This is a genomic window from Pseudomonas sp. BIOMIG1BAC (genome assembly GCF_001705995.2).
In the GTDB taxonomy this organism is placed as follows: Bacteria; Pseudomonadota; Gammaproteobacteria; order Pseudomonadales; family Pseudomonadaceae; genus Aquipseudomonas; species Aquipseudomonas sessilinigenes.
On the sequence record NZ_CP049045.1, the window covers coordinates 1865202 to 1882868 of the forward strand.

Sequence of the window (17667 nt, forward strand, 5' to 3'; positions counted from 1 at the left end):
AGAAAGGAACGGTCACTGGATCAGGCCGAATTCCTTGGCCAGGGCCTTGTAGTCGGCCACCTGTTTCTTCACGTAGGTGTCCAGTTCCGGGCCGGTCATGGCGAAGGGGAACAGCTCGCGCTGGTCACGCAGCTTGGCGAACTCCTCGGAGGCCAGGAGCTTGTCGAAGGCGTTTTTCCACCAGGCGTATTCCTCGTCGCTGACCTTCGGCCCCAGGTAGAAGCCGCGCACCACCGGCCAAACGATGTCATAGCCCTGTTCCTTGGCAGTGGGGATGTTCTTCATTTCCGGCTCGTCCAGGCGCTGCTCGGAAAACACCGCCAGCAAGCGCATGTCGCCGGCGAGGATGTGCGGCATGGAGTCGGAGATGTCGGTACTGCCCACCTGGATGTGCCCGCCCAGCAGGGCCGTGGCGATTTCCCCGCCGCCCTCCAGGGCCACGTAGCGCAGGTCCCGCGGGTTGATGCCCGCGGCCTTGGCGATCAGCGCGGTTTGCATCCAGTCCTGGCTGCCGACGGTGCCGCCGGAGCCGATCACCACCTTGCTCGGATCTTTCTTCAGGGCCGCGACCAGGTCATCGAGAGTCTTGTAGGGCGAATCGTTCTTCACCGCGATGGCGCCATAGCTGGTGCCCACGGCCGCCAGCCAGTGCACGGCGTTTTCATCGAAGCGCCCGAACTTGCCCTGGGCCAGGTTCAGCAGCGAACCGCTGGACCAGGCCACCAGGGTCCCGGCATCGGCCGGGCGCTGGGCCACGACCGCGTTATAGGCCACGGCCCCGACGCCGCCGGGCATGTAGGTGACGCGCATCGGTTTGCTGAGGATCTTCTCGTTGACCAGGGCGCTCTGCACCAGCTTGCAGGTCAGGTCGAAGCCGCCGCCGGGGGAGGCCGGGGCGATGCATTCCGGGCGCTTGGGTTCGGCGGATGCGGCCAGCAGCTGGCCGGTGAACAACAGGCAGCCGACGGCGAGGGCCAGTTTACGCAATGAAAAGTCCATGAGTGTCTCCACAGGAGTTGTTATCGGTATGCCCGGGTCGTCCTCGATCCTTGGGCGCAGGGGCCGGCCTGCCAGCACCGGCCGTGGGCGCGGCCTGTGGGATCACCACAGGGCCACGCTGTAGCTCACCAGCAGGCGTACCTCGTCCGCGTCGCGAGCCGAATAGTTGGAGCGGTAGGTGGCATTGCGCAGGCGCACCGCAACATCCTTGAAGGTGCCGCTTTGCACCACGTACTTGACCTCGGTGTTGCGTTCCCATTCCTTGCCGGTGTCGCCGTTCTTCAAGGCGATGTTGTCGCCGCTCAGGTAGCGGGTCATGAAGCTCAGGCCGGGAATCCCCAGCTTGGCGAAGTCGTAGTCGTAGCGGACTTGCCAGGAACGTTCCTCGGCGCCGGCGAAATCGTTGATCTGCACGAAGTTCACCAGGTATGGGTCGCTGCCATCGACATAGGGAAAGGCGCTGTCGCCGGACATGTGCTGATAGCCGGCGCTGAGTTTATGTCCCTTGAGGGCGTAGCTCACCAGGCCGTTGAGGGCGCGGTTGTCGATTTTTCCACCGCGGGCCTGGCCCTGGTCATTGCTGATGGCCAGGCGCAGGTCGCTGGCGAAGGTGCCGGGCCCCATGGGGCGCGACGCCACCAAGCCGACAAAGTGCTGGTTGTAGACGTCGTCGAGCTGGGCGAAATGGTAGCTGGCGGTGATCTTGTCGCTGAGCTTGTAGTCCAGGCCGCCGAAGTTGAAGTGCTTGCCGGCCACGTTGCCGGCGAAGCGGCTGTTCTTGTTGTTGAGGCGGATATCCTCGTAGTTGCTGTCGTCGCGGTCCTTGGCTTTGTCCAGGCGGCCGCCGGTGAAGGTCAGGTTGCTGATTTCCCTGGAGGTCAGCAGGCCGCCCTGGAAGGTCTGCGGCAAGATCCGCCCATCGTTGGGCTTGAGGATCGGCAGTTCGGGGATCAGGCTGCCGACCTTCAGTTCGGTGGCGGAGAACCTGATTTTGCCGGTCAGGCCCAGCTTGGAGTACTGGTTGGCCGCGCGCCCATCGTCGTGGGTCGGCAAGAGGCCGGTGCCGGTACGGTCGGGGCTGGAGTCGAGCTTGACGCCCAGCATGCCCAGGGCATCGACGCCAAATCCCACGGTGCCTTCGGTGTAGCCCGACTGCAGGTTGAGCATGAAGCCCTGGGCCCACTCGTCGCGCTTGGATTGCTGGGCGCTGGTGCCGTCGCGAAAGTCGCGATTGAAGTACATATTGCGGGTTTCGAAGGTGGCGCTGCTGTCTTCGAAGAACGCGGCCTGGGTCAGCGGAGCAGCAAGGGCGGCGGCGCTGGCGAGGGCGGTCGGGGTCAGGCGGGAGAAACGCACAGGCGCGCTGGCCTGGGAGTGCGTGGATGGCATCCGGTGGTACTCCGATATTGTTCTTATTCTGATGAAAACGCTTCGAGGCGCTTTGCATGTCGGCGGAACTCGGCAAGGCTGCCGAAACTTTCCGTAACAGGACTCTAAGGATGGTCTGAAGTAGCCATGTATTTCCCCGGCATACCACCTAGCGCAACTTTTAAACTCGCCAAATGATCAAAAAACAATCAATTCGACGAGTATTTCTTACGTTTTCGCCACCCGGACCCCACTCCGGTGGCCATTTCCCGCATTACAGGCGCACCTCTCCTGCATTCGTCAGTAAATGTCGGCGCGCCATCCACAGGTTCGACAGAGCGAACAGTGTCACCAGTTGCGCCGTGTTTTTGGCCAAGCCGCGAAAGCGCACCTTGGTGTAACCGAACTGGCGCTTGATTACCCGGAACGGATGCTCGACCTTGGCGCGCACCTGAGCCTTGGCCTTTTCAATCTTGCGCTTGGCTTTGTACAGCACGCTGCGCTTATCGAGTTTTTTGTAGGTGCTGCGGCGTGCCGCCACCTGCCAGATAACTTCACGTCCTTCATGCTCGGGCCGCTTTTCGACACCGGTGTAGCCTGCATCGGCGCAGACCACGTTTTCGTCGCCATGCAGCAATTTGTCCACCTGGGTGACATCCGCCACATTGGCCGCCGTGCCCACTACGCTGTGCACCAGACCCGATTCGTCATCGGCGCCGATGTGGGCCTTCATGCCAAAATAATACTGGTTTCCCTTCTTGGTCTGGTGCATTTCCGGGTCGCGCTTGCCGTCCTTGTTCTTGGTCGAACTGGGCGCATTGATCAGCGTTGCATCGACGATGGTGCCCTGGCGCAGCGACAGGCCGCGGTCGCCCAGATAGCCATTGATGACAGCGAGGATGCCGGCCGCCAGCTCGTGTTTCTCCAGCAAGCGGCGGAAGTTGAGAATGGTGGTTTCGTCGGGGATGCGCTCCAGGTTCAGCCCGGCAAACTGGCGCAGGATCGTGGTTTCGTACAGCGCTTCCTCCATCGCTGGATCGCTGTAGCCGAACCAGTTCTGCAGCAGATGCACACGCAGCATCGCCATCAACGGGTAGGCCGGACGGCCACCTTCACCTTTCGGATAATGTGGCTCGATCAAAGCAATCAAGCCCTTCCACGGCACCACCCGATCCATCTCGATCAGGAACAACTCCTTGCGGGTTTGCTTGCGCTTGCCAGCGTACTCGGCGTCGGCGAAGGTCATCTGCTTCATCGGGAAACTCGGTGGGTGGGGTCGCGGTATTTTGCCAAATCAGAAAGTCTTTTTCAGAGTTTCCCTAAAGGGCCAACCTTTCGCTAACCTTTCAGCCAGCTTTCGCGGTTTCCAGGCTTCACAGCAGCGGTTGCGGCGGTACACTCCGCGCGCAAAAGTACTGTCGATTCCCCCCTGAACGAGGTGCAAAACCATGCGGGTCCTGCTGGTCGAAGACCATCTGCAACTGGCTGAAAGTGTCGCCCAGGCGCTCAAGAGCACGGGCCTGACCGTGGACGTGCTGCACGACGGGGTGGCCGCCGACCTGGCGCTGAGCAGCGAGGAGTACGCCATGGCGGTACTGGATGTCGGCCTGCCGCGCATGGACGGTTTCGAGGTGCTGGCGCGCTTGCGTACCCGTGGCAAGAACCTGCCGGTGCTGATGCTTACCGCTCGCAGCGACGTCAAGGATCGGGTCCACGGCCTCAACCTTGGGGCCGATGACTACCTGGCCAAGCCCTTCGAACTGAGCGAGCTGGAGGCCCGGGTCAAGGCCCTGCTGCGTCGCAGCGTGCTGGGCGGGGAGCGCCAGCAACGCTGTGGAGGGCTGGCTTATGACCTGGATACCCGGCGTTTCACTCTGGGTGATGAGCTGTTGACCCTGACGTCTCGCGAGCATGCGGTGCTCGAGGCGTTGATCGCCCGGCCAGGAAGGGTGATGAGCAAGGAGCAACTGGCCTCCCAGGTTTTTGGCCTGGACGAGGAGGCCAGTCCCGATGCCATCGAGATCTATGTCCATCGACTGCGCAAGAAGCTCGATGGCCACGCGGTGGCCATCGTCACTTTCCGTGGCCTGGGTTATCTGCTGGAAAGCCGCGATGCATAAGCCCAGCAGCCTACGCTGGCGCCTGCTGTGGAACCTGGCGCTGCTGCTGGTGGTGCTGATGCTGGCCAGCGGCCTGAGCGCCTACTGGAATGGCCGCGAGGCGGCCGATACTGCCTATGACCGGACCCTGCTGGCGTCGGCGCGAACCATCGCTGCCGGCCTGTCCCAGCGCGATGGCAGCCTGAGTGCCAATGTGCCCTATGTGGCCCTGGATACCTTTGCCTATGACAGCGCCGGGCGCATCTACTACCAGGTCAACGACATTCACCAGCAACTGATTTCCGGCTACGAGAACCTGCCCGGGCCGCCACCAGGTACTCCGCGTACCGATGACTATCCGGCCCTGGCGCGGTTCTACGACGCCAGCTATCTGGGGCAGAACGTGCGGGTGGTGAGTCTGCTCAAGGCGGTCAGCGAGCCGAACATGAATGGCATGGCGGAAATCCGCGTGGCCGAGACCGATGAGGCTCGGGTCGCCATGGCCCGCAGCCTGATGGCCGATACCCTGCTGCGCCTGGGCATGCTGGCCATCGGCGCCTTGCTCCTGGTGTGGTTTGCGGTGAGCGCCGCCTTGCGGCCCCTGGAGCGTTTGCGCAGTGCGGTGGAGGAGCGCCAGCCGGACGACTTGCGGCCCTTGCCGCTGGTTTCGGTGCAGCGCGAGCTCTGGCCTCTGGTGCGGGCGTTGAACCATTTCACCGAACGCTTGCGCGGGCAGTTCGAGCGCCAGGCGCAATTTATCGCCGATGCTTCCCATGAGCTGCGCACGCCCCTGGCGGCGCTCAAGGCGCGCCTGGAGTTGGGGCTGCGCTCCAATGAACCACAAGCCTGGCGCTCCACCCTGGAGAGCACGGCCCAGGGGACCGACCGCCTGACCCACCTGGCCAACCAGTTGTTGTCCCTGGCCCGGGTGGAGAACGGTGCCAGGGCCATCGCCGAAGGCGGTGCGCAATTGCTCGATCTCAGTCAACTGGCGCGGGAGCTGGGCATGGCCATGGCACCCCTGGCCCATGCCCGTGGCGTGGCATTGGCCCTGGAAGCCGACGAGCCGGTCTGGCTCAAAGGCGAGCCAACCCTGCTCAATGAGTTGCTGAGCAATCTGGTGGACAACGCACTGGCCCACACCCCGTCGGGCGGCAATGTGGTGTTGCGGGTTACCCCACCAGGGGTGCTGGAGGTGGAGGACGACGGGCCGGGGATTCCCCTGGAGGAGCGCGACCGGGTCTTCGAGCGTTTCTACCGACGTAACCAGCAGGTGGCAGGGTCAGGGTTGGGGCTGGCGATCGTCGGCGAGATCTGTCGTGCGCATTTGGCGCAGATCAGCCTGCATGACGGCCAGCCGTCGGGATTGAAGGTGCGGGTGAGCTTTGTCGCGGGCCGGGAGTCCTGACAAGGCACGCTCTCAATAGAGCATCGAACGGGATTCTTGCAGGTCGTTGCACATGGCCTGGTCGTCCGGATCGATCTTGAGTTTCTTGAAGGCCGGTACGCTGAAGGCATCGATGCGCGAGAGCGGGTGGTCGCTGTCCTTGTGGCAGTACAGGGTCGCCACCTGGACCAGGTCCACGTAGTCGATCCCGCTGGATTGGCGATTGAAGTCCAGGTAGTGCTCGGGGATCTGCACCAGTTGTTCGGGAAACTCCCAGACTTGCAGCAGCTTCTTGCCCAGGAGTGGGTGGATCTCTTCGATCACGTGATTGAGGCTCACCGAGTCGGCCAGCAGCTCATAGTGATCTTCGGCGTAGGTCAGGATCGGCAGTACGCCGATCTGGTGCACCAGGCCACCGAGCGCCGCCTGGTCCGGCTTGAGTTGGGTGTAGCTGCGGCACAGGGCATAGCTGACCCCGGCCACTTCCAGGCTCCGGCGCCAGACATCGCGCATCTTGCGCTCCACGACCTCGGAACGGGCGTTGAAGATCTGCTCCATCACCAGGCCGATGGCCAGGTTGCTGCTGTAGTTGACGCCCAGGCGGGTGATGGCGGTGTGCAGGTCGGTGACTTCCTGGGTCGCTCGCAGCAACGGGCTGTTGACCACCTTGATCAGCCGCGCCGACAGCGCGGTATCGCGGCCTATCACTTTGCTCAGGGTGCTGACGCTGATTTCCGGGTCTTCGGCGGCCTGGCGAATTTGCATGGCCACCTCCGGGAGGGTTGGCAGGACCAGGTCATCGTTGTCGATGGCCTCGACCAAATCCTGTTGGACCTTTTCCGCCAGCTCAGTCATTTCAATTCTCTAGGGTATTGCAGGAAAGGGGCAGGCAATCAGCGCTGGATTTCTCGATCACGATCCAACTGGTAGGGCAGGTCCAGCAATTGCAGGCCAGGTCCTTCGAGCGTCCCCAGGTGCAGGTTGTCATCCTCTACCGCTTCGGCCTGCACCACGGCCAGCAGTTCCACCTGGCCGGATGCCTGGGCGGACAGCACCACTTCACCGATGGAGCTGCCGTGGGTTGGGGAAAACAGCGGCGTGCCAGGAGCGGGAAGCTCGTCGCCGGCAAGTGCCAGGCGGTACAGGCGACGCTTGAGTTTGCCGAGGTATTGCATGCGCGCGACGATTTCCTGGCCGGTATAGCAGCCCTTCTTGAAACTGACGCCGCCCACGGCTTGCAGGTTGAGCATCTGCGGGATGAACAGCTCACGGGTCTGCGGCATGACCTGGCCGAGGCCCGCACGGATCTGGCCCAGCAGCCACTGGTTCAAGTCGCCTTGGGGAAGTTGTGCGATCAGTTGCTGGTGCAGGCTCTCGGCGCGTTCGGCCCGGGCCCAGAGCTCGGCGCGATCGGTCGAGACGCGTACGGCGATCAGGTCGTCCGTCCGGACCACGGCGCCGGCTTCCTGGGGCAGTTCCAGGCCCAGGCCGGCTAGCACATGCTGGGCGGCGTTAAGGCCGAAACGTGCCCAGCTGGTGCTTTCATCGGTGAGCTTGGCCTTGGAAAACACCGCGTATTTCTTCAGGTCCGCCAGTTGTGGCTCGATCAGTTCGCAGGCCATGGCCAGCAGGCAACCGTCGCCTTCCAGGAGAATGCGGAAGCTCGACTGCATTCGGCCCTTCTGGGTGCAGCGCGCGCCCAGGCTGGATTGGTCGGCACTGAGATAGTTGAGGTTGCAGGTCAATTGGCCCTGCAGGAATTTGCTGGCGTCGGGGCCGCGGACGGCGAGTACGCCTTCGTGGGACAGGGGGCAGAAAAAAGCGGAGTCAGCCATGGGTCATCGCAGGGTAAAAAGTCTGGGGCACATGATAAGGGGGTGCCCTTGAAATGGATAGTTCACAAAGGATAGGCGGTGGACGACCAAAGCCGACTGTCATCGCTTTCCTCGGGCTGTATACTGGCGCCCTATTTGAGGAGCGTTCCATGGTTGAAGATGTTGAACTGAATCGCCTCTACTGGCACAGCCGTCGCGGCATGCTCGAGCTGGATGTATTGCTGGTGCCGTTCGTCAGGGAGGTGTACCCGAACCTCAACGAGACCGACCGCGAGTGCTATCGCAAGTTGCTCGAATGCGAGGACCAGGACATGTTCGGCTGGTTCATGGAGCGCAGCGAGTCCTCGGACCCTGAGTTGCAGCGCATGGTGCGCATGATCCTGGACCGTGTCCAACCCAAGTAAGTTGTTCGAATGCCGCTGGCAGGCCTCAAGGCTGCTGCTGGCGGCGTACCTGCTGGCCCAGGCCATGGCCCTGGGCGCCATCTTCCTGCTTGATATCCCTTCAGTTGCCAAGGTACTGGCGGTTTTGTCGTGCCTGCTGCACGGCGCCTGGGTGTTGCCCCGGCAAGTCTTGCTGACCCACTCCCGGGCATTCAGGTGCTTGCGCCACGGTACCAGCGGTTGGCAATTGTGGAGCCCGGCACGGGGTTGGCAGGCTGTGGAGCTGCGTCCCGATAGCCTGGCATTGCCATTGATCGTGGTGCTGCGTTTTCGGTTGCCGGGGCGGCCTTGGGTTCATTGCATTTGCGTGCCATGGGACTCGATGGCGTCCGATGAGCACCGGCGACTGCGTGTGCGGCTCAAGTTCGGCCGCAGCAGATGGGGATCGGTCTAGGGGGAGGGCTGGCCCCAAAGAAGGTGTTGCGAAGAGACGGAAAGGGACTGGCGCATCATGCTCAAGCCCCGTTGGCCGGATCAGGTCGGGCAGAGAATGGTGTCTTTGGCTTCGTCGAGCATGCCTGGATAGTCCAGCGTGTAGTGCAGGCCGCGGCTTTCCTTGCGCTCCATGGCCGAGAGAATCATCAGTTCGGCGACCTGGGCCAGGTTGCGCAGCTCGATCAGGTCACGGCTGACCTTGTAGTTGCTGTAGAACTCATCGATTTCATCCAGCAACAGGCGGACTCGATGCTGGGCGCGTTGCAGGCGTTTGTTGGTGCGCACGATGCCAACGTAGTCCCACATGAAGCGCCGTAGTTCATCCCAGTTGTGCGCAATGATCACGTCCTCGTCGGAGTCGGTGACCTGGCTTGCGTCCCAGGCGGGCAGGGCGATGGGAATCGAGACATGCGGCAGTTGCCGGAGGATGTCGGCTGCGGCCGAGCGAGCATAGACAAAGCATTCCAGCAGTGAGTTGCTGGCCATGCGGTTGGCCCCGTGCAGGCCGGTGAAGCTGGTTTCGCCGATGGCATACAGGCCTGGGACGTCGGTGTGGCCGTGTTGGTCGACCATCACCCCACCACAGGTGTAATGGGCGGCCGGTACTACCGGGATCGGTTGCCGGGTGATGTCGATGGAGAACTCCAGGCAACGCTCGTACACCGTCGGGAAATGGCTCTTGATGAAGGCTTCCGGCTGGTGGCTGATGTCCAGGTAGACACAATCGATACCCAGGCGCTTCATTTCATGGTCGATGGCCCGGGCGACGATATCCCGGGGCGCCAGTTCCGCCCTGGCATCGAAGCGGTGCATGAAGCGCTCGCCGTTGGGCAGTTTCAGGTGGGCGCCCTCGCCACGCAGGGCTTCGGTCACCAGGAAATTCTTGGCCTGCGGATGGTAGAGGCAGGTGGGGTGGAACTGGTTGAACTCCAGGTTGGCCACCCGGCAACCGGCACGCCAGGCCATGGCGATGCCATCCCCACAGGCGCTGTCGGGATTGCTGGTATAGAGGTAGACCTTGGCTGCACCACCGGAGGCCAGGATCACGAAGCGTGCGCCAAAGGTGTCGACTTCACCGGTAGCACGATTGAGTACGTAGGCGCCCAGGCAGCGCTCGCCCCCAAGGCCCAGGCGTTTTTCGGTGATCAGGTCGATGGCGACCCGCTGTTCCAGCAGTTCGATATTGGCGTGTTGCCGGGCCTGGGCCAGCAGGGTGGTGAAAATGGCTGCGCCAGTGGCGTCGGCGGCATGGATGATCCGCCGGTGGCTATGGCCACCTTCTCGGGTCAGGTGGAATTCGAAGCCGTTGTCATCGTTGCCGGACTCGTCGTCACGGGTAAAGGGCACGCCTTGGTCGATCAGCCACTGGATGGCTTCTCGACTGTGTTCCACGGTAAAACGCACCGCATCCTCATGGCACAGGCCGGCGCCGGCGTTGAGGGTGTCGTCGACATGGGATTCTATGGTATCGGTGTCATCCAGCACCGCGGCTACACCACCCTGGGCACGATAGGTCGAGCCGTTGGCCAGGTTGCCCTTGCTCAGTACCGCGATACGCATATGGCTGGGCAGGGTCAGGGCCAGGCTCAAGCCGGCGGCGCCGCTGCCAATCACCAGGACATCGTGTTGAAACTGTTGGCTCATTTGATGGATTCCGCTCAAAGCGACCCGATATGGGGTTGGCGCAAGACGCCTGAATCGGCGAGTCGAAGCAGCCACACAGCCCACTAGTATATAGAGGGGGGGATCGGCACAATAGTCGCGCCTTCATGGCATTGTGCGACTTCGCTGAGCAAATGCGTTGTTCTCGATCACTGCGGCGTGTTGGATGTTGTTCGTAGCCGGGTAGATCGAGGGCGCCGGGCTGTTTTTCTCTTTAGCGTTACACAATCTTCGTCCAGCGCAGCTATAAAGATTGGGAACTTTTGCCGAGGCCCCAAACTCAATAGAAGGTTGCCTGAAAGAAGGGACAGCGTCGGTTTTACCCAGGGTTTGCAGTGTATTTCCCTCGGTCGGAATCGATGACAGGATTATTCGCGCAGCCGGCCTAGCCCGCGCTGCGTTTTTCGTGCGTGCCGCTTCAGAGCCCGCAGGAAACTTGCTTGGAGGGGGAGAACTTTTGCGAAAAGCCCGAGTCTATGTTTGCAAGCCTGATCGATTAGTGATGCAAGCCTCCTCCGAGCTTATCGAGGAGTGTTCATGCTAACCCAGGAAGAGGATCAGCAGCTGGTCGAGCGCGTTCAGCGTGGCGACAAGCGAGCGTTCGATCTGCTCGTGCTGAAATACCAGCACAAAATTCTCGGGTTGATCGTGCGTTTCGTGCACGACACCCATGAAGCCCAGGATGTCGCACAGGAAGCCTTTATCAAGGCATACCGTGCACTAGGTAATTTTCGAGGTGACAGCGCGTTCTACACGTGGCTGTACCGCATCGCCATCAACACGGCGAAAAACTATCTGGTTTCACGCGGCCGCCGGCCGCCGGATAGCGATGTAAGTTCCGAGGATGCGGAGTTCTATGACGGCGATCATGGCCTGAAAGATCTTGAGTCACCGGAGCGTGCACTGCTAAGGGATGAGATCGAGGGCACTGTCCATCGAACCATCCAGCAATTGCCGGAAGATTTGCGTACAGCGTTAACTTTACGTGAATTCGATGGTCTGAGTTATGAAGACATTGCCAGCGTCATGCAATGTCCGGTTGGTACCGTGCGCTCCCGGATTTTCCGCGCCCGGGAAGCCATCGACAAAGCCCTGCAGCCGTTGTTGCAGGAAACCTGAGACAGCGGCGACAGCCAAGAGAGGAACCGCCATGAGTCGTGAAGCCCTGCAGGAATCGCTGTCCGCGGTGATGGATAACGAAGCGGACGAATTGGAATTACGTCGGGTATTGAATGCCGTCGACGAAGTGGAGACCCGTGAGACCTGGGCTCGTTATCAGATCGCTCGGGCCGCCATGCACAAGGAGTTGCTGCTTCCGCGTCTGGATATCGCCGCTGCCGTTTCTGCAGCCTTGGCTGATGAAGCCACACCGACCAAGACTTCCCGTGGTCCTTGGCGCAGCCTGGGTCGCCTGGCAGTCGCTGCGTCGGTGACCGTGGCCGTGCTGGCTGGTGTACGTTTGTATAACCACGACGAAATTGCGGGTGTCGAATTAGCCCAACAGGCTAATCAACCTCCTCTGGTAACGCCTCAGGTCAAAGGTCCAGCGGTATTGGCCGGCTACAATGAAAGCTCGGAAGCCACAGGCCCCATGGCCAATGGCGTATTGCAAGGGCAGCCAGGTTGGCATGACCAGCGTCTGCCAAGCTATCTGCGTCAGCATGCCCAGCAAGCTGCACTCAAAGGCACTGAAAGCGCACTGCCTTATGCTCGTGCGGCGAGCTTGGAAAACCGTTAAGGAGGATCATGCGCGCCATCCCTCTACTCTCGCTTCTGCTCAGTGGCTGGTTCGTGGTTCCAGCCCATGCCGATGAAGCCCAGGACTGGCTGCAGCGTCTTGGGCAAGCGGAACAACAGCAAAGCTTTCAAGGTACCTTCGTTTACGAGCGCAATGGCAGTTTCTCCACCCATAACATCTGGCATCGAGTCCAGGATGGGAAGGTTGTTGAGCGGCTGATCCAGCTCGATGGTTCCGCCCAAGAGGTCGTGCGCGTCGATGGTCGCACTCAATGCGTCAGTGGTGCGCTGGTCGCAGGCTTGGGAGACTCGCCCGATTCTGCGGCGCGTTCTTTGGACCCGCAGAAACTCAAGAATTGGTACGATCTTGCCGTTATCGGCAAGTCGCGAGTGGCTGGGCGTCCGGCAGTCATCGTTTCGCTCGCACCCAGGGATCAGCACCGTTACGGTTTTGAACTGCATCTGGATCGTGAAACCGGGCTACCGCTCAAGTCGCTGTTATTGAACGACAAGGGGCAGTTGCTCGAGCGTTTCCAGTTCACCCAGCTGGATACGGCTGATGTGCCTGGGGATGCCGAGCTACGTCCTAGCGGCAATTGCAAGGCCGTAGTGCTGGACAGCGACAAGGCCTCGGCGATCAAGGCTACGCAGGCATGGCATTCCGATTGGCTTCCGCCAGGTTTCGAACTGACCAGCAGTAGCGCCCGCAAGGACCCTGAAACCAAGGTCATGGTCAACAGCCTGCTGTATGACGATGGATTGGCGCGTTTCTCGGTGTTTCTCGAACCGCTCAATGGCGCGACGGTCACCGATACTCGGACTCAGCTTGGGCCTACCGTTGCGGTATCTCGTCGCCTGACCACGCCCGACGGCGAAATGATGGTCACTGTGGTCGGGGAAATTCCTATTGGTACTGCCGAGCGTATCGCCTTGTCGATGCGTTCTGACTCCAGCACCAAGCAATGAAGCGTCGCTGGTTGTGCAAGAGGGCAGGGATGGCTACTTCACAATTGAGAAGATGAAATGTTCGGTGAACAATTTCATTTGCAAAATTCCCAGAGTTTTTCTATAGGTCAGAGCCCCCTCGGTTCTGACCTTATTCGTCGTTCCTGGAATAAAAGTGCCGCCCCTGCTACTACGGCACGGCTTGTTCCATATCGCTTAACCACGCTCGTCGTAACGGGAGCCGTATGTCGATACCACGCTTGAAGTCGTACTTCACCATTCTTGCCACTGTGCTGGTGCTTGGGCAGGCTGTTTCTGCCCAGGCCGCCGAGTTGCCTGATTTCACGCAACTGGTCGAGCAGGCGTCGCCTGCGGTGGTGAACATCAGTACTACCCAGAAATTGCCTGATCGCCGTGTTTCGGCGCAGATGCCTGACCTTGAAGGGCTGCCGCCCATGCTGCGCGAGTTCTTCGAGCGTGGCATGCCCCAGCAGCGCTCTCCTCGCGGGGATCGCCAGCGTGAGGCCCAATCGCTGGGTTCGGGCTTCATCATCTCTCCGGATGGCTACATCCTGACCAATAACCATGTGATCGCCGACGCCGACGAGATCCTCGTGCGCCTGGCCGATCGCAGCGAACTGAAAGCCAAGCTGATCGGTACCGACCCACGCTCCGACGTGGCCTTGTTGAAAATCGACGGCAAGAACCTGCCAGTGCTGAAGCTGGGTAAGTCCCAGGATCTGAAGGCTGGCCAGTGGGTCGTGGCCATCGGCTCGCCATTCGGTTTCGATCACACGGTGACCCAGGGCATCGTCAGCGCCATTGGCCGCAGCTTGCCCAACGAGAACTATGTCCCGTTCATCCAGACAGATGTGCCAATCAACCCAGGCAACTCGGGTGGTCCACTGTTCAACCTGGCGGGTGAAGTCGTAGGGATCAACTCGCAGATCTATACCCGTTCCGGCGGCTTCATGGGAGTGTCTTTCGCCATTCCGATCGACGTGGCCATGGATGTTTCTTCCCAGCTCAAGGCAGGCGGCAAAGTCAGCCGTGGCTGGCTTGGTGTGGTGATCCAGGAGGTCAACAAGGACCTGGCTGAATCTTTCGGCCTGGAAAAACCGGCTGGTGCCCTGGTCGCCCAGATCCAGGACGATGGCCCTGCGGCCAAGGGCGGCCTGCAGGTCGGTGATGTGATCCTCAGTCTCAATGGCCAGCCGATTGTCATGTCGGCGGACCTGCCGCATCTGGTTGGGGCACTCAAGGCGGGCGCCAAGGCCAACCTGGAAGTGATTCGCGATGGTAAGCGCAAGAACATCGAGCTGACCGTTGGCGCTATCCCGGAAGAAGACAAGGACCTGAGCCAGGCGTCCAAATCCGGTGTCGAGCGTAGCAGCAATCGTCTTGGGGTGGCCGTGGTCGAACTCAGCGAAGAGCAGAAGAAGGCTTACGACCTCAAGAGTGGCGTGGTCATCAAGGAAGTCCAGGATGGCCCGGCCGCGATGATCGGCTTGCAGCCAGGTGATGTGATCACGCACCTGAACAACCAGGCGATCACCTCGGCGAAGGAGTTCACCGAGATCGCCAAGGCGCTGCCGAAGAATCGTTCGGTGTCCATGCGCGTGTTGCGCCAGGGCCGAGCCAGCTTCATTACCTTCAAGTTGGCGGAATAATTCACCAGCCCCGGGGTTAACCCAATAAAAAGCCCGCCTCACAAGAGGCGGGCTTTTTTGTTGTTGCCAGGGTCAGCGCATCATGTTCTTGACCATCTGTTCCTGGTCCATCATCTCGCGCTGGCGAGCATCGATTCGTGAGGACAGAGGGAAATTGCTTCCGGCACGGCGCTTGGCAAAATCCAGCTGTTGAATGGCCTGGCGATAGTCGCCCACCAGAGCAAAGTACTCGGCCCGCGCCTGATGCAGGCCAATGATGTTGCCCGACAGGCCACGGGTTTCTGCGACCAGGTACCAAACGTCTGGGTCGTTAGGCCGGCTCTTGAGCAGGCCCTCCAGGGCTTTTTCCGCATCGCTGGGGCGATTCTGCTTGAGCATCAGGTCGACCCGGATCTGGTTCAGCGGATAGTTGTTCGGGTACAGGCCGAGCATCCGCTCGACGCGCGACTGCGCGTCCGGCAGGCGATTGTTGTTCATGTCCAGTTCGATCTGGGCCAGGTTGTAAGTGATGTCGTTGGGCGACTTGGCCAGCAATGGCTTGAGATTCTCCCTGGCTTCGTTCCACTGGCTGCCTTTGAGCTGGGCGATGGCCAGTCCGTAGCGAGCGATATCGTTCTTTGGGTTTTCGTCGAGCTGGGCCCGAAAACGCTTGGCCGCCAGGCCCGGAGACTCTTCGTAATTGAGTTGCACTCGTGCGCGGATCAGTTGATAGCGCAAGCTGTCCTCGACTCCCCCGGGCCTGGCCTGTTCGGCGCGGTTGCGGGTGTCGGCAATCCGTGATTCGGTGACCGGGTGGGTGAGGAGGAATTCTGGCGGTTTGGCATCGAAGCGGTATTGGCGCATCAGGCGTTCGAACATTGTCGGCATCGAGCGAGGGTCGTAGCCGGCCTTCTCCAGGTTGAGAATGCCGATCCGGTCAGCCTCTTGCTCGTTCTGCCGAGAGAAGCGCCGTTGTTCCTGGATCGCCGCTGCCTGGGTGCCGGCAATGGTCGCGATCCCTGCATCGCCAGCGCCGGCGGCGGCCACCACGATGCCGGCGAGTAGCGCGGCCATCATGGGGATCTGCATCCGTTGCTGGGCCTCGACGCCGCGAGCGAAGTGGCGTTGGGAAAGGTGCGCCAGTTCGTGGGCCAGTACCGAAACGTATTCGCCCTCGGTCTGGGCATTGAGGAACAGCCCGCCATTGACCCCGACAATCCCGCCTGGAGCGGCAAAGGCGTTGAGTTGTGGGCTGTTGATCAGGATGAACTCCAAGCGGCGGTCATTGACCTGGCTGGTCTCCACCAGCTTGTAGACGCTGCTTTCGACGTAGTCCTTGAGCTGCGGGTCGTTGAGTTGCGAAACCTGGCTGCGCAGCAGGGCCAGCCAGGCACGGCCCAGTTGGTATTCCTGTTGTGGCGAGACAATGGCTGAACTGGCATCACCGAGTGACGGCAGGTCGTCGGCGAAGCCCGGTGAGGCGAGCAGGCAAGCGAGCGTCAGCAGGGTAGGGCGCAAAAAATTCATGCACAAAGCCTTAATCGACAAAGGGTCTACTGTAGCTGGACACCTGCCTGGGGACCAGACAATAGCATTGAAAACTCTGATCGAAAAAAGGTGCTTTTCGGCAATATCCTGCGTCTACACCAGCAGCGTGATACCCCAGTTGCGTGTTGATTTCTCAGGCTGTCTTATTTGTCGGCAGCTTGGCCTCGCAGGGTATTCTAGGCACCTTGAATCGATCACCGGAGTAACGCCATGACGGATGTTGTCACCCATGATGCCGAGCTGGATGCCAGTGGCTTGAACTGCCCGCTGCCGCTGCTCAAGGCCAAGATGGAGCTCAATCGCCTGGCCAGTGGTGCGGTGCTCAAGGTCATTGCCACCGATGCTGGCTCCCAGCGTGACTTTCGCACTTTCGCCCGGCTGGCCGGTCATACCCTGCTGCGCGAAGAGGACGATGCCGGGGTTTATCGCTACTGGCTGAAAAAGGCCTGAGCGCCGTTCACCGCTTTCATCTTTTAAGGATCATTGATGTTCAAAGTGCTACGCGACTGGATACAGCGTTACTTCTCGGATGAAGAGGCGGTGGTGCTGGCCGTCCTGCTGTTCCTGGCCTTCACGGCCGTACTGACCCTGGGCGGGATGCTTGCGCCGGTGCTGGCCGGCATGGTCCTGGCCTACCTGATGCAAGGCCTGGTGGTGAGCCTGGAGCGCTTGCGTCTGCCCGGGGCTGCGGCGGTGGGGCTGGTATTCGCGCTATTCATGGGGGTGCTGCTGTTGTTCATCCTGGTGGTGGTGCCGTTGCTCTGGCACCAGCTGATCACGTTGTTCAACGAACTGCCGGGCATGCTCGCCAAGTGGCAGTCGCTGTTGTTGCTGTTGCCTGAGCGTTATCCGCACCTGGTATCCGATGAGCAGGTGCTCCAGGCTATCGAGGTGGCGCGCGGTGAAATCGGCAAGTTCGGGCAATGGGCGCTGACGTTCTCCCTGTCTAGCCTCCCGTTGCTGGTGAACATCATGATCTACCTGGTGCTGGTGCCCATCCTGGTGTTCTTCTTCCTCAAGGACCGGGCGATGATCAGTCGCTGGGTCATTGGCTACTTGCCGCGAGAGCGGGCCCTGATTACCCGGGTAGCCCATGAAATGAACCAGCAGATTGCCAATTACATCCGTGGCAAAGTCATCGAGATTGTCATCTGTGGCGGCGTGACCTATGTCGCCTTTGTCATGCTTGGCTTGAACTATGCGGCGCTGTTGGCGTTGTTGGTGGGGATTTCGGTGGTGGTGCCGTATGTCGGCACGGTGATAGTGACGGTGCCGGTGGCGCTGATCGCACTGTTCCAGTGGGGCTGGAGTGATCAGTTCATCTATCTGATGGCGGTCTACGGGATCATCCAGACCCTGGACGGCAACGTGCTGGTGCCACTGTTGTTCTCTGGTGCGGTGAACCTGCATCCCGTGGCGATCATCTGTGCGGTGCTGCTGTTTGGCGGGTTATGGGGATTCTGGGGGGTATTCTTTGCGATTCCCCTGGCGACCTTGTTCAAGGCCGTACTGGATGCCTGGCCACGAAAAGACCCGGTGGTGGCGCCTCTGCTCTAGTGC

At 60.8% G+C, this 17667-nt stretch carries 17 protein-coding genes; 10 read left to right on the forward strand and 7 right to left on the reverse strand.

The features are described from left to right. Positions 1-12 precede the first annotated feature (12 nt). The 3 genes from ATY02_RS08685 to ATY02_RS08695 all read right to left on the reverse strand — a co-directional run bounded on the left by ATY02_RS08685 (position 13) and on the right by ATY02_RS08695 (position 3622). Positions 13-999 carry a Bug family tripartite tricarboxylate transporter substrate binding protein gene (locus tag ATY02_RS08685; protein ID WP_068584320.1) on the reverse strand — a complete coding sequence of 329 codons (987 nt, stop codon included), beginning with the start codon at positions 997-999 and terminating at the stop codon, positions 13-15. Between the two features lie 102 nt (positions 1000-1101). Further along, entirely contained in the window at positions 1102-2388 is a 1287-nt protein-coding gene (locus ATY02_RS08690; RefSeq protein WP_068584324.1) for an OprD family porin, read from the reverse strand. A 253-nt stretch (positions 2389-2641) separates the two neighbouring features. Then, the gene (locus ATY02_RS08695; protein WP_010466230.1) at positions 2642-3622 is read right to left on the reverse strand and encodes an IS5-like element IS1384 family transposase; all 981 of its coding nucleotides are present in this window, start codon (positions 3620-3622) and stop codon (positions 2642-2644) included. 193 nt (positions 3623-3815) lie between these two features. Between ATY02_RS08695 and ATY02_RS08700 the strand changes: the two genes are divergently transcribed. Together ATY02_RS08700 and ATY02_RS08705 are read left to right on the forward strand one after the other, a co-directional pair. Beyond that, positions 3816-4487: a response regulator gene (locus ATY02_RS08700; RefSeq protein ID WP_068580051.1), complete on the forward strand. Its 672-nt coding sequence runs from the start codon at positions 3816-3818 to the stop codon at positions 4485-4487. After that, positions 4480-5874, forward strand: coding sequence for a sensor histidine kinase (locus tag ATY02_RS08705; protein ID WP_068580049.1), 1395 nt, complete (start codon positions 4480-4482; stop codon positions 5872-5874). The genes ATY02_RS08700 and ATY02_RS08705 overlap by 8 nt, the downstream gene beginning before the upstream one ends. Positions 5875-5886: 12 nt before the next feature. Here ATY02_RS08705 and ATY02_RS08710 read toward each other — a convergent pair whose 3' ends face one another. Then, positions 5887-6708, reverse strand: a complete 822-nt coding sequence (locus ATY02_RS08710) for an HDOD domain-containing protein (RefSeq protein WP_068580048.1) — start codon at positions 6706-6708, stop codon at positions 5887-5889. 38 nt (positions 6709-6746) lie between these two features. Beyond that, positions 6747-7688: a YgfZ/GcvT domain-containing protein gene (locus ATY02_RS08715; protein ID WP_068580046.1), complete on the reverse strand. Its 942-nt coding sequence runs from the start codon at positions 7686-7688 to the stop codon at positions 6747-6749. A gap of 149 nt (positions 7689-7837) precedes the next feature. Here ATY02_RS08715 and ATY02_RS08720 point away from each other — a divergent pair, with 149 nt between their 5' ends. Then, positions 7838-8092, forward strand: coding sequence for a succinate dehydrogenase assembly factor 2 (locus ATY02_RS08720; protein ID WP_068580044.1), 255 nt, complete (start codon positions 7838-7840; stop codon positions 8090-8092). Then, positions 8076-8525: a protein YgfX gene (locus ATY02_RS08725; RefSeq protein ID WP_068580042.1), complete on the forward strand. Its 450-nt coding sequence runs from the start codon at positions 8076-8078 to the stop codon at positions 8523-8525. Before ATY02_RS08720 ends, ATY02_RS08725 begins: the two co-directional genes overlap by 17 nt. 80 nt (positions 8526-8605) lie before the next feature. Here the strand turns inward: ATY02_RS08725 and nadB are convergent, their stop codons facing one another. Continuing rightward, positions 8606-10210: an L-aspartate oxidase gene (nadB, locus tag ATY02_RS08730; protein ID WP_068580041.1), complete on the reverse strand. Its 1605-nt coding sequence runs from the start codon at positions 10208-10210 to the stop codon at positions 8606-8608. Between the two features lie 555 nt (positions 10211-10765). Between nadB and rpoE the strand changes: the two genes are divergently transcribed. The 4 genes from rpoE to ATY02_RS08750 all read left to right on the forward strand — a co-directional run bounded on the left by rpoE (position 10766) and on the right by ATY02_RS08750 (position 14580). Then, positions 10766-11347 carry an RNA polymerase sigma factor RpoE gene (gene rpoE, locus ATY02_RS08735; protein ID WP_007930230.1) on the forward strand — a complete coding sequence of 194 codons (582 nt, stop codon included), beginning with the start codon at positions 10766-10768 and terminating at the stop codon, positions 11345-11347. A gap of 31 nt (positions 11348-11378) precedes the next feature. Then, on the forward strand, positions 11379-11966 hold the full coding sequence (locus ATY02_RS08740) for a sigma-E factor negative regulatory protein (protein WP_068580039.1): 588 nt from the start codon (positions 11379-11381) through the stop codon (positions 11964-11966). Between the two features lie 8 nt (positions 11967-11974). After that, positions 11975-12931: a MucB/RseB C-terminal domain-containing protein gene (locus ATY02_RS08745; RefSeq protein ID WP_068580037.1), complete on the forward strand. Its 957-nt coding sequence runs from the start codon at positions 11975-11977 to the stop codon at positions 12929-12931. Between the two features lie 224 nt (positions 12932-13155). Then, complete coding sequence (locus tag ATY02_RS08750; RefSeq protein ID WP_068580035.1) at positions 13156-14580, forward strand: DegQ family serine endoprotease; 1425 nt, start codon at positions 13156-13158, stop codon at positions 14578-14580. A gap of 72 nt (positions 14581-14652) precedes the next feature. On the opposite strand, the gene ATY02_RS08755 is transcribed toward ATY02_RS08750, so the two are convergent. Continuing rightward, complete coding sequence (locus tag ATY02_RS08755) at positions 14653-16086, reverse strand: M48 family metalloprotease (RefSeq protein WP_068580033.1); 1434 nt, start codon at positions 16084-16086, stop codon at positions 14653-14655. Between the two features lie 231 nt (positions 16087-16317). On the opposite strand from ATY02_RS08755, the gene ATY02_RS08760 reads away from it, so the two are divergent. Together ATY02_RS08760 and ATY02_RS08765 are read left to right on the forward strand one after the other, a co-directional pair. Then, positions 16318-16557 (forward strand): sulfurtransferase TusA family protein, encoded by a 240-nt coding sequence (locus tag ATY02_RS08760; protein WP_016963906.1) that lies wholly within the window; start codon positions 16318-16320, stop codon positions 16555-16557. Between the two features lie 36 nt (positions 16558-16593). Then, on the forward strand, positions 16594-17664 hold the full coding sequence (locus ATY02_RS08765; protein WP_068580032.1) for an AI-2E family transporter: 1071 nt from the start codon (positions 16594-16596) through the stop codon (positions 17662-17664). The last annotated feature ends 3 nt before the right edge of the window (positions 17665-17667 follow it).

Coding starts and splice junctions, on each gene's coding strand:
- ATY02_RS08705 (WP_068580049.1), top strand. CDS start 4,480: ATGCATAAGCCCAGCAGCCTACGCTGGCGCCTGCTGTGGAACCTGGCG.
- ATY02_RS08760 (WP_016963906.1), top strand. CDS start 16,318: ATGACGGATGTTGTCACCCATGATGCCGAGCTGGATGCCAGTGGCTTG.
- ATY02_RS08710 (WP_068580048.1), bottom strand. CDS start 6,708: ATGACTGAGCTGGCGGAAAAGGTCCAACAGGATTTGGTCGAGGCCATC.
- ATY02_RS08765 (WP_068580032.1), top strand. CDS start 16,594: ATGTTCAAAGTGCTACGCGACTGGATACAGCGTTACTTCTCGGATGAA.
- ATY02_RS08750 (WP_068580035.1), top strand. CDS start 13,156: ATGTCGATACCACGCTTGAAGTCGTACTTCACCATTCTTGCCACTGTG.
- rpoE (WP_007930230.1), top strand. CDS start 10,766: ATGCTAACCCAGGAAGAGGATCAGCAGCTGGTCGAGCGCGTTCAGCGT.
- ATY02_RS08690 (WP_068584324.1), bottom strand. CDS start 2,388: ATGCCATCCACGCACTCCCAGGCCAGCGCGCCTGTGCGTTTCTCCCGC.
- ATY02_RS08685 (WP_068584320.1), bottom strand. CDS start 999: ATGGACTTTTCATTGCGTAAACTGGCCCTCGCCGTCGGCTGCCTGTTG.
- ATY02_RS08720 (WP_068580044.1), top strand. CDS start 7,838: ATGGTTGAAGATGTTGAACTGAATCGCCTCTACTGGCACAGCCGTCGC.
- ATY02_RS08700 (WP_068580051.1), top strand. CDS start 3,816: ATGCGGGTCCTGCTGGTCGAAGACCATCTGCAACTGGCTGAAAGTGTC.
- ATY02_RS08695 (WP_010466230.1), bottom strand. CDS start 3,622: ATGAAGCAGATGACCTTCGCCGACGCCGAGTACGCTGGCAAGCGCAAG.
- ATY02_RS08745 (WP_068580037.1), top strand. CDS start 11,975: ATGCGCGCCATCCCTCTACTCTCGCTTCTGCTCAGTGGCTGGTTCGTG.
- ATY02_RS08715 (WP_068580046.1), bottom strand. CDS start 7,688: ATGGCTGACTCCGCTTTTTTCTGCCCCCTGTCCCACGAAGGCGTACTC.
- ATY02_RS08740 (WP_068580039.1), top strand. CDS start 11,379: ATGAGTCGTGAAGCCCTGCAGGAATCGCTGTCCGCGGTGATGGATAAC.
- ATY02_RS08755 (WP_068580033.1), bottom strand. CDS start 16,086: ATGAATTTTTTGCGCCCTACCCTGCTGACGCTCGCTTGCCTGCTCGCC.
- nadB (WP_068580041.1), bottom strand. CDS start 10,210: ATGAGCCAACAGTTTCAACACGATGTCCTGGTGATTGGCAGCGGCGCC.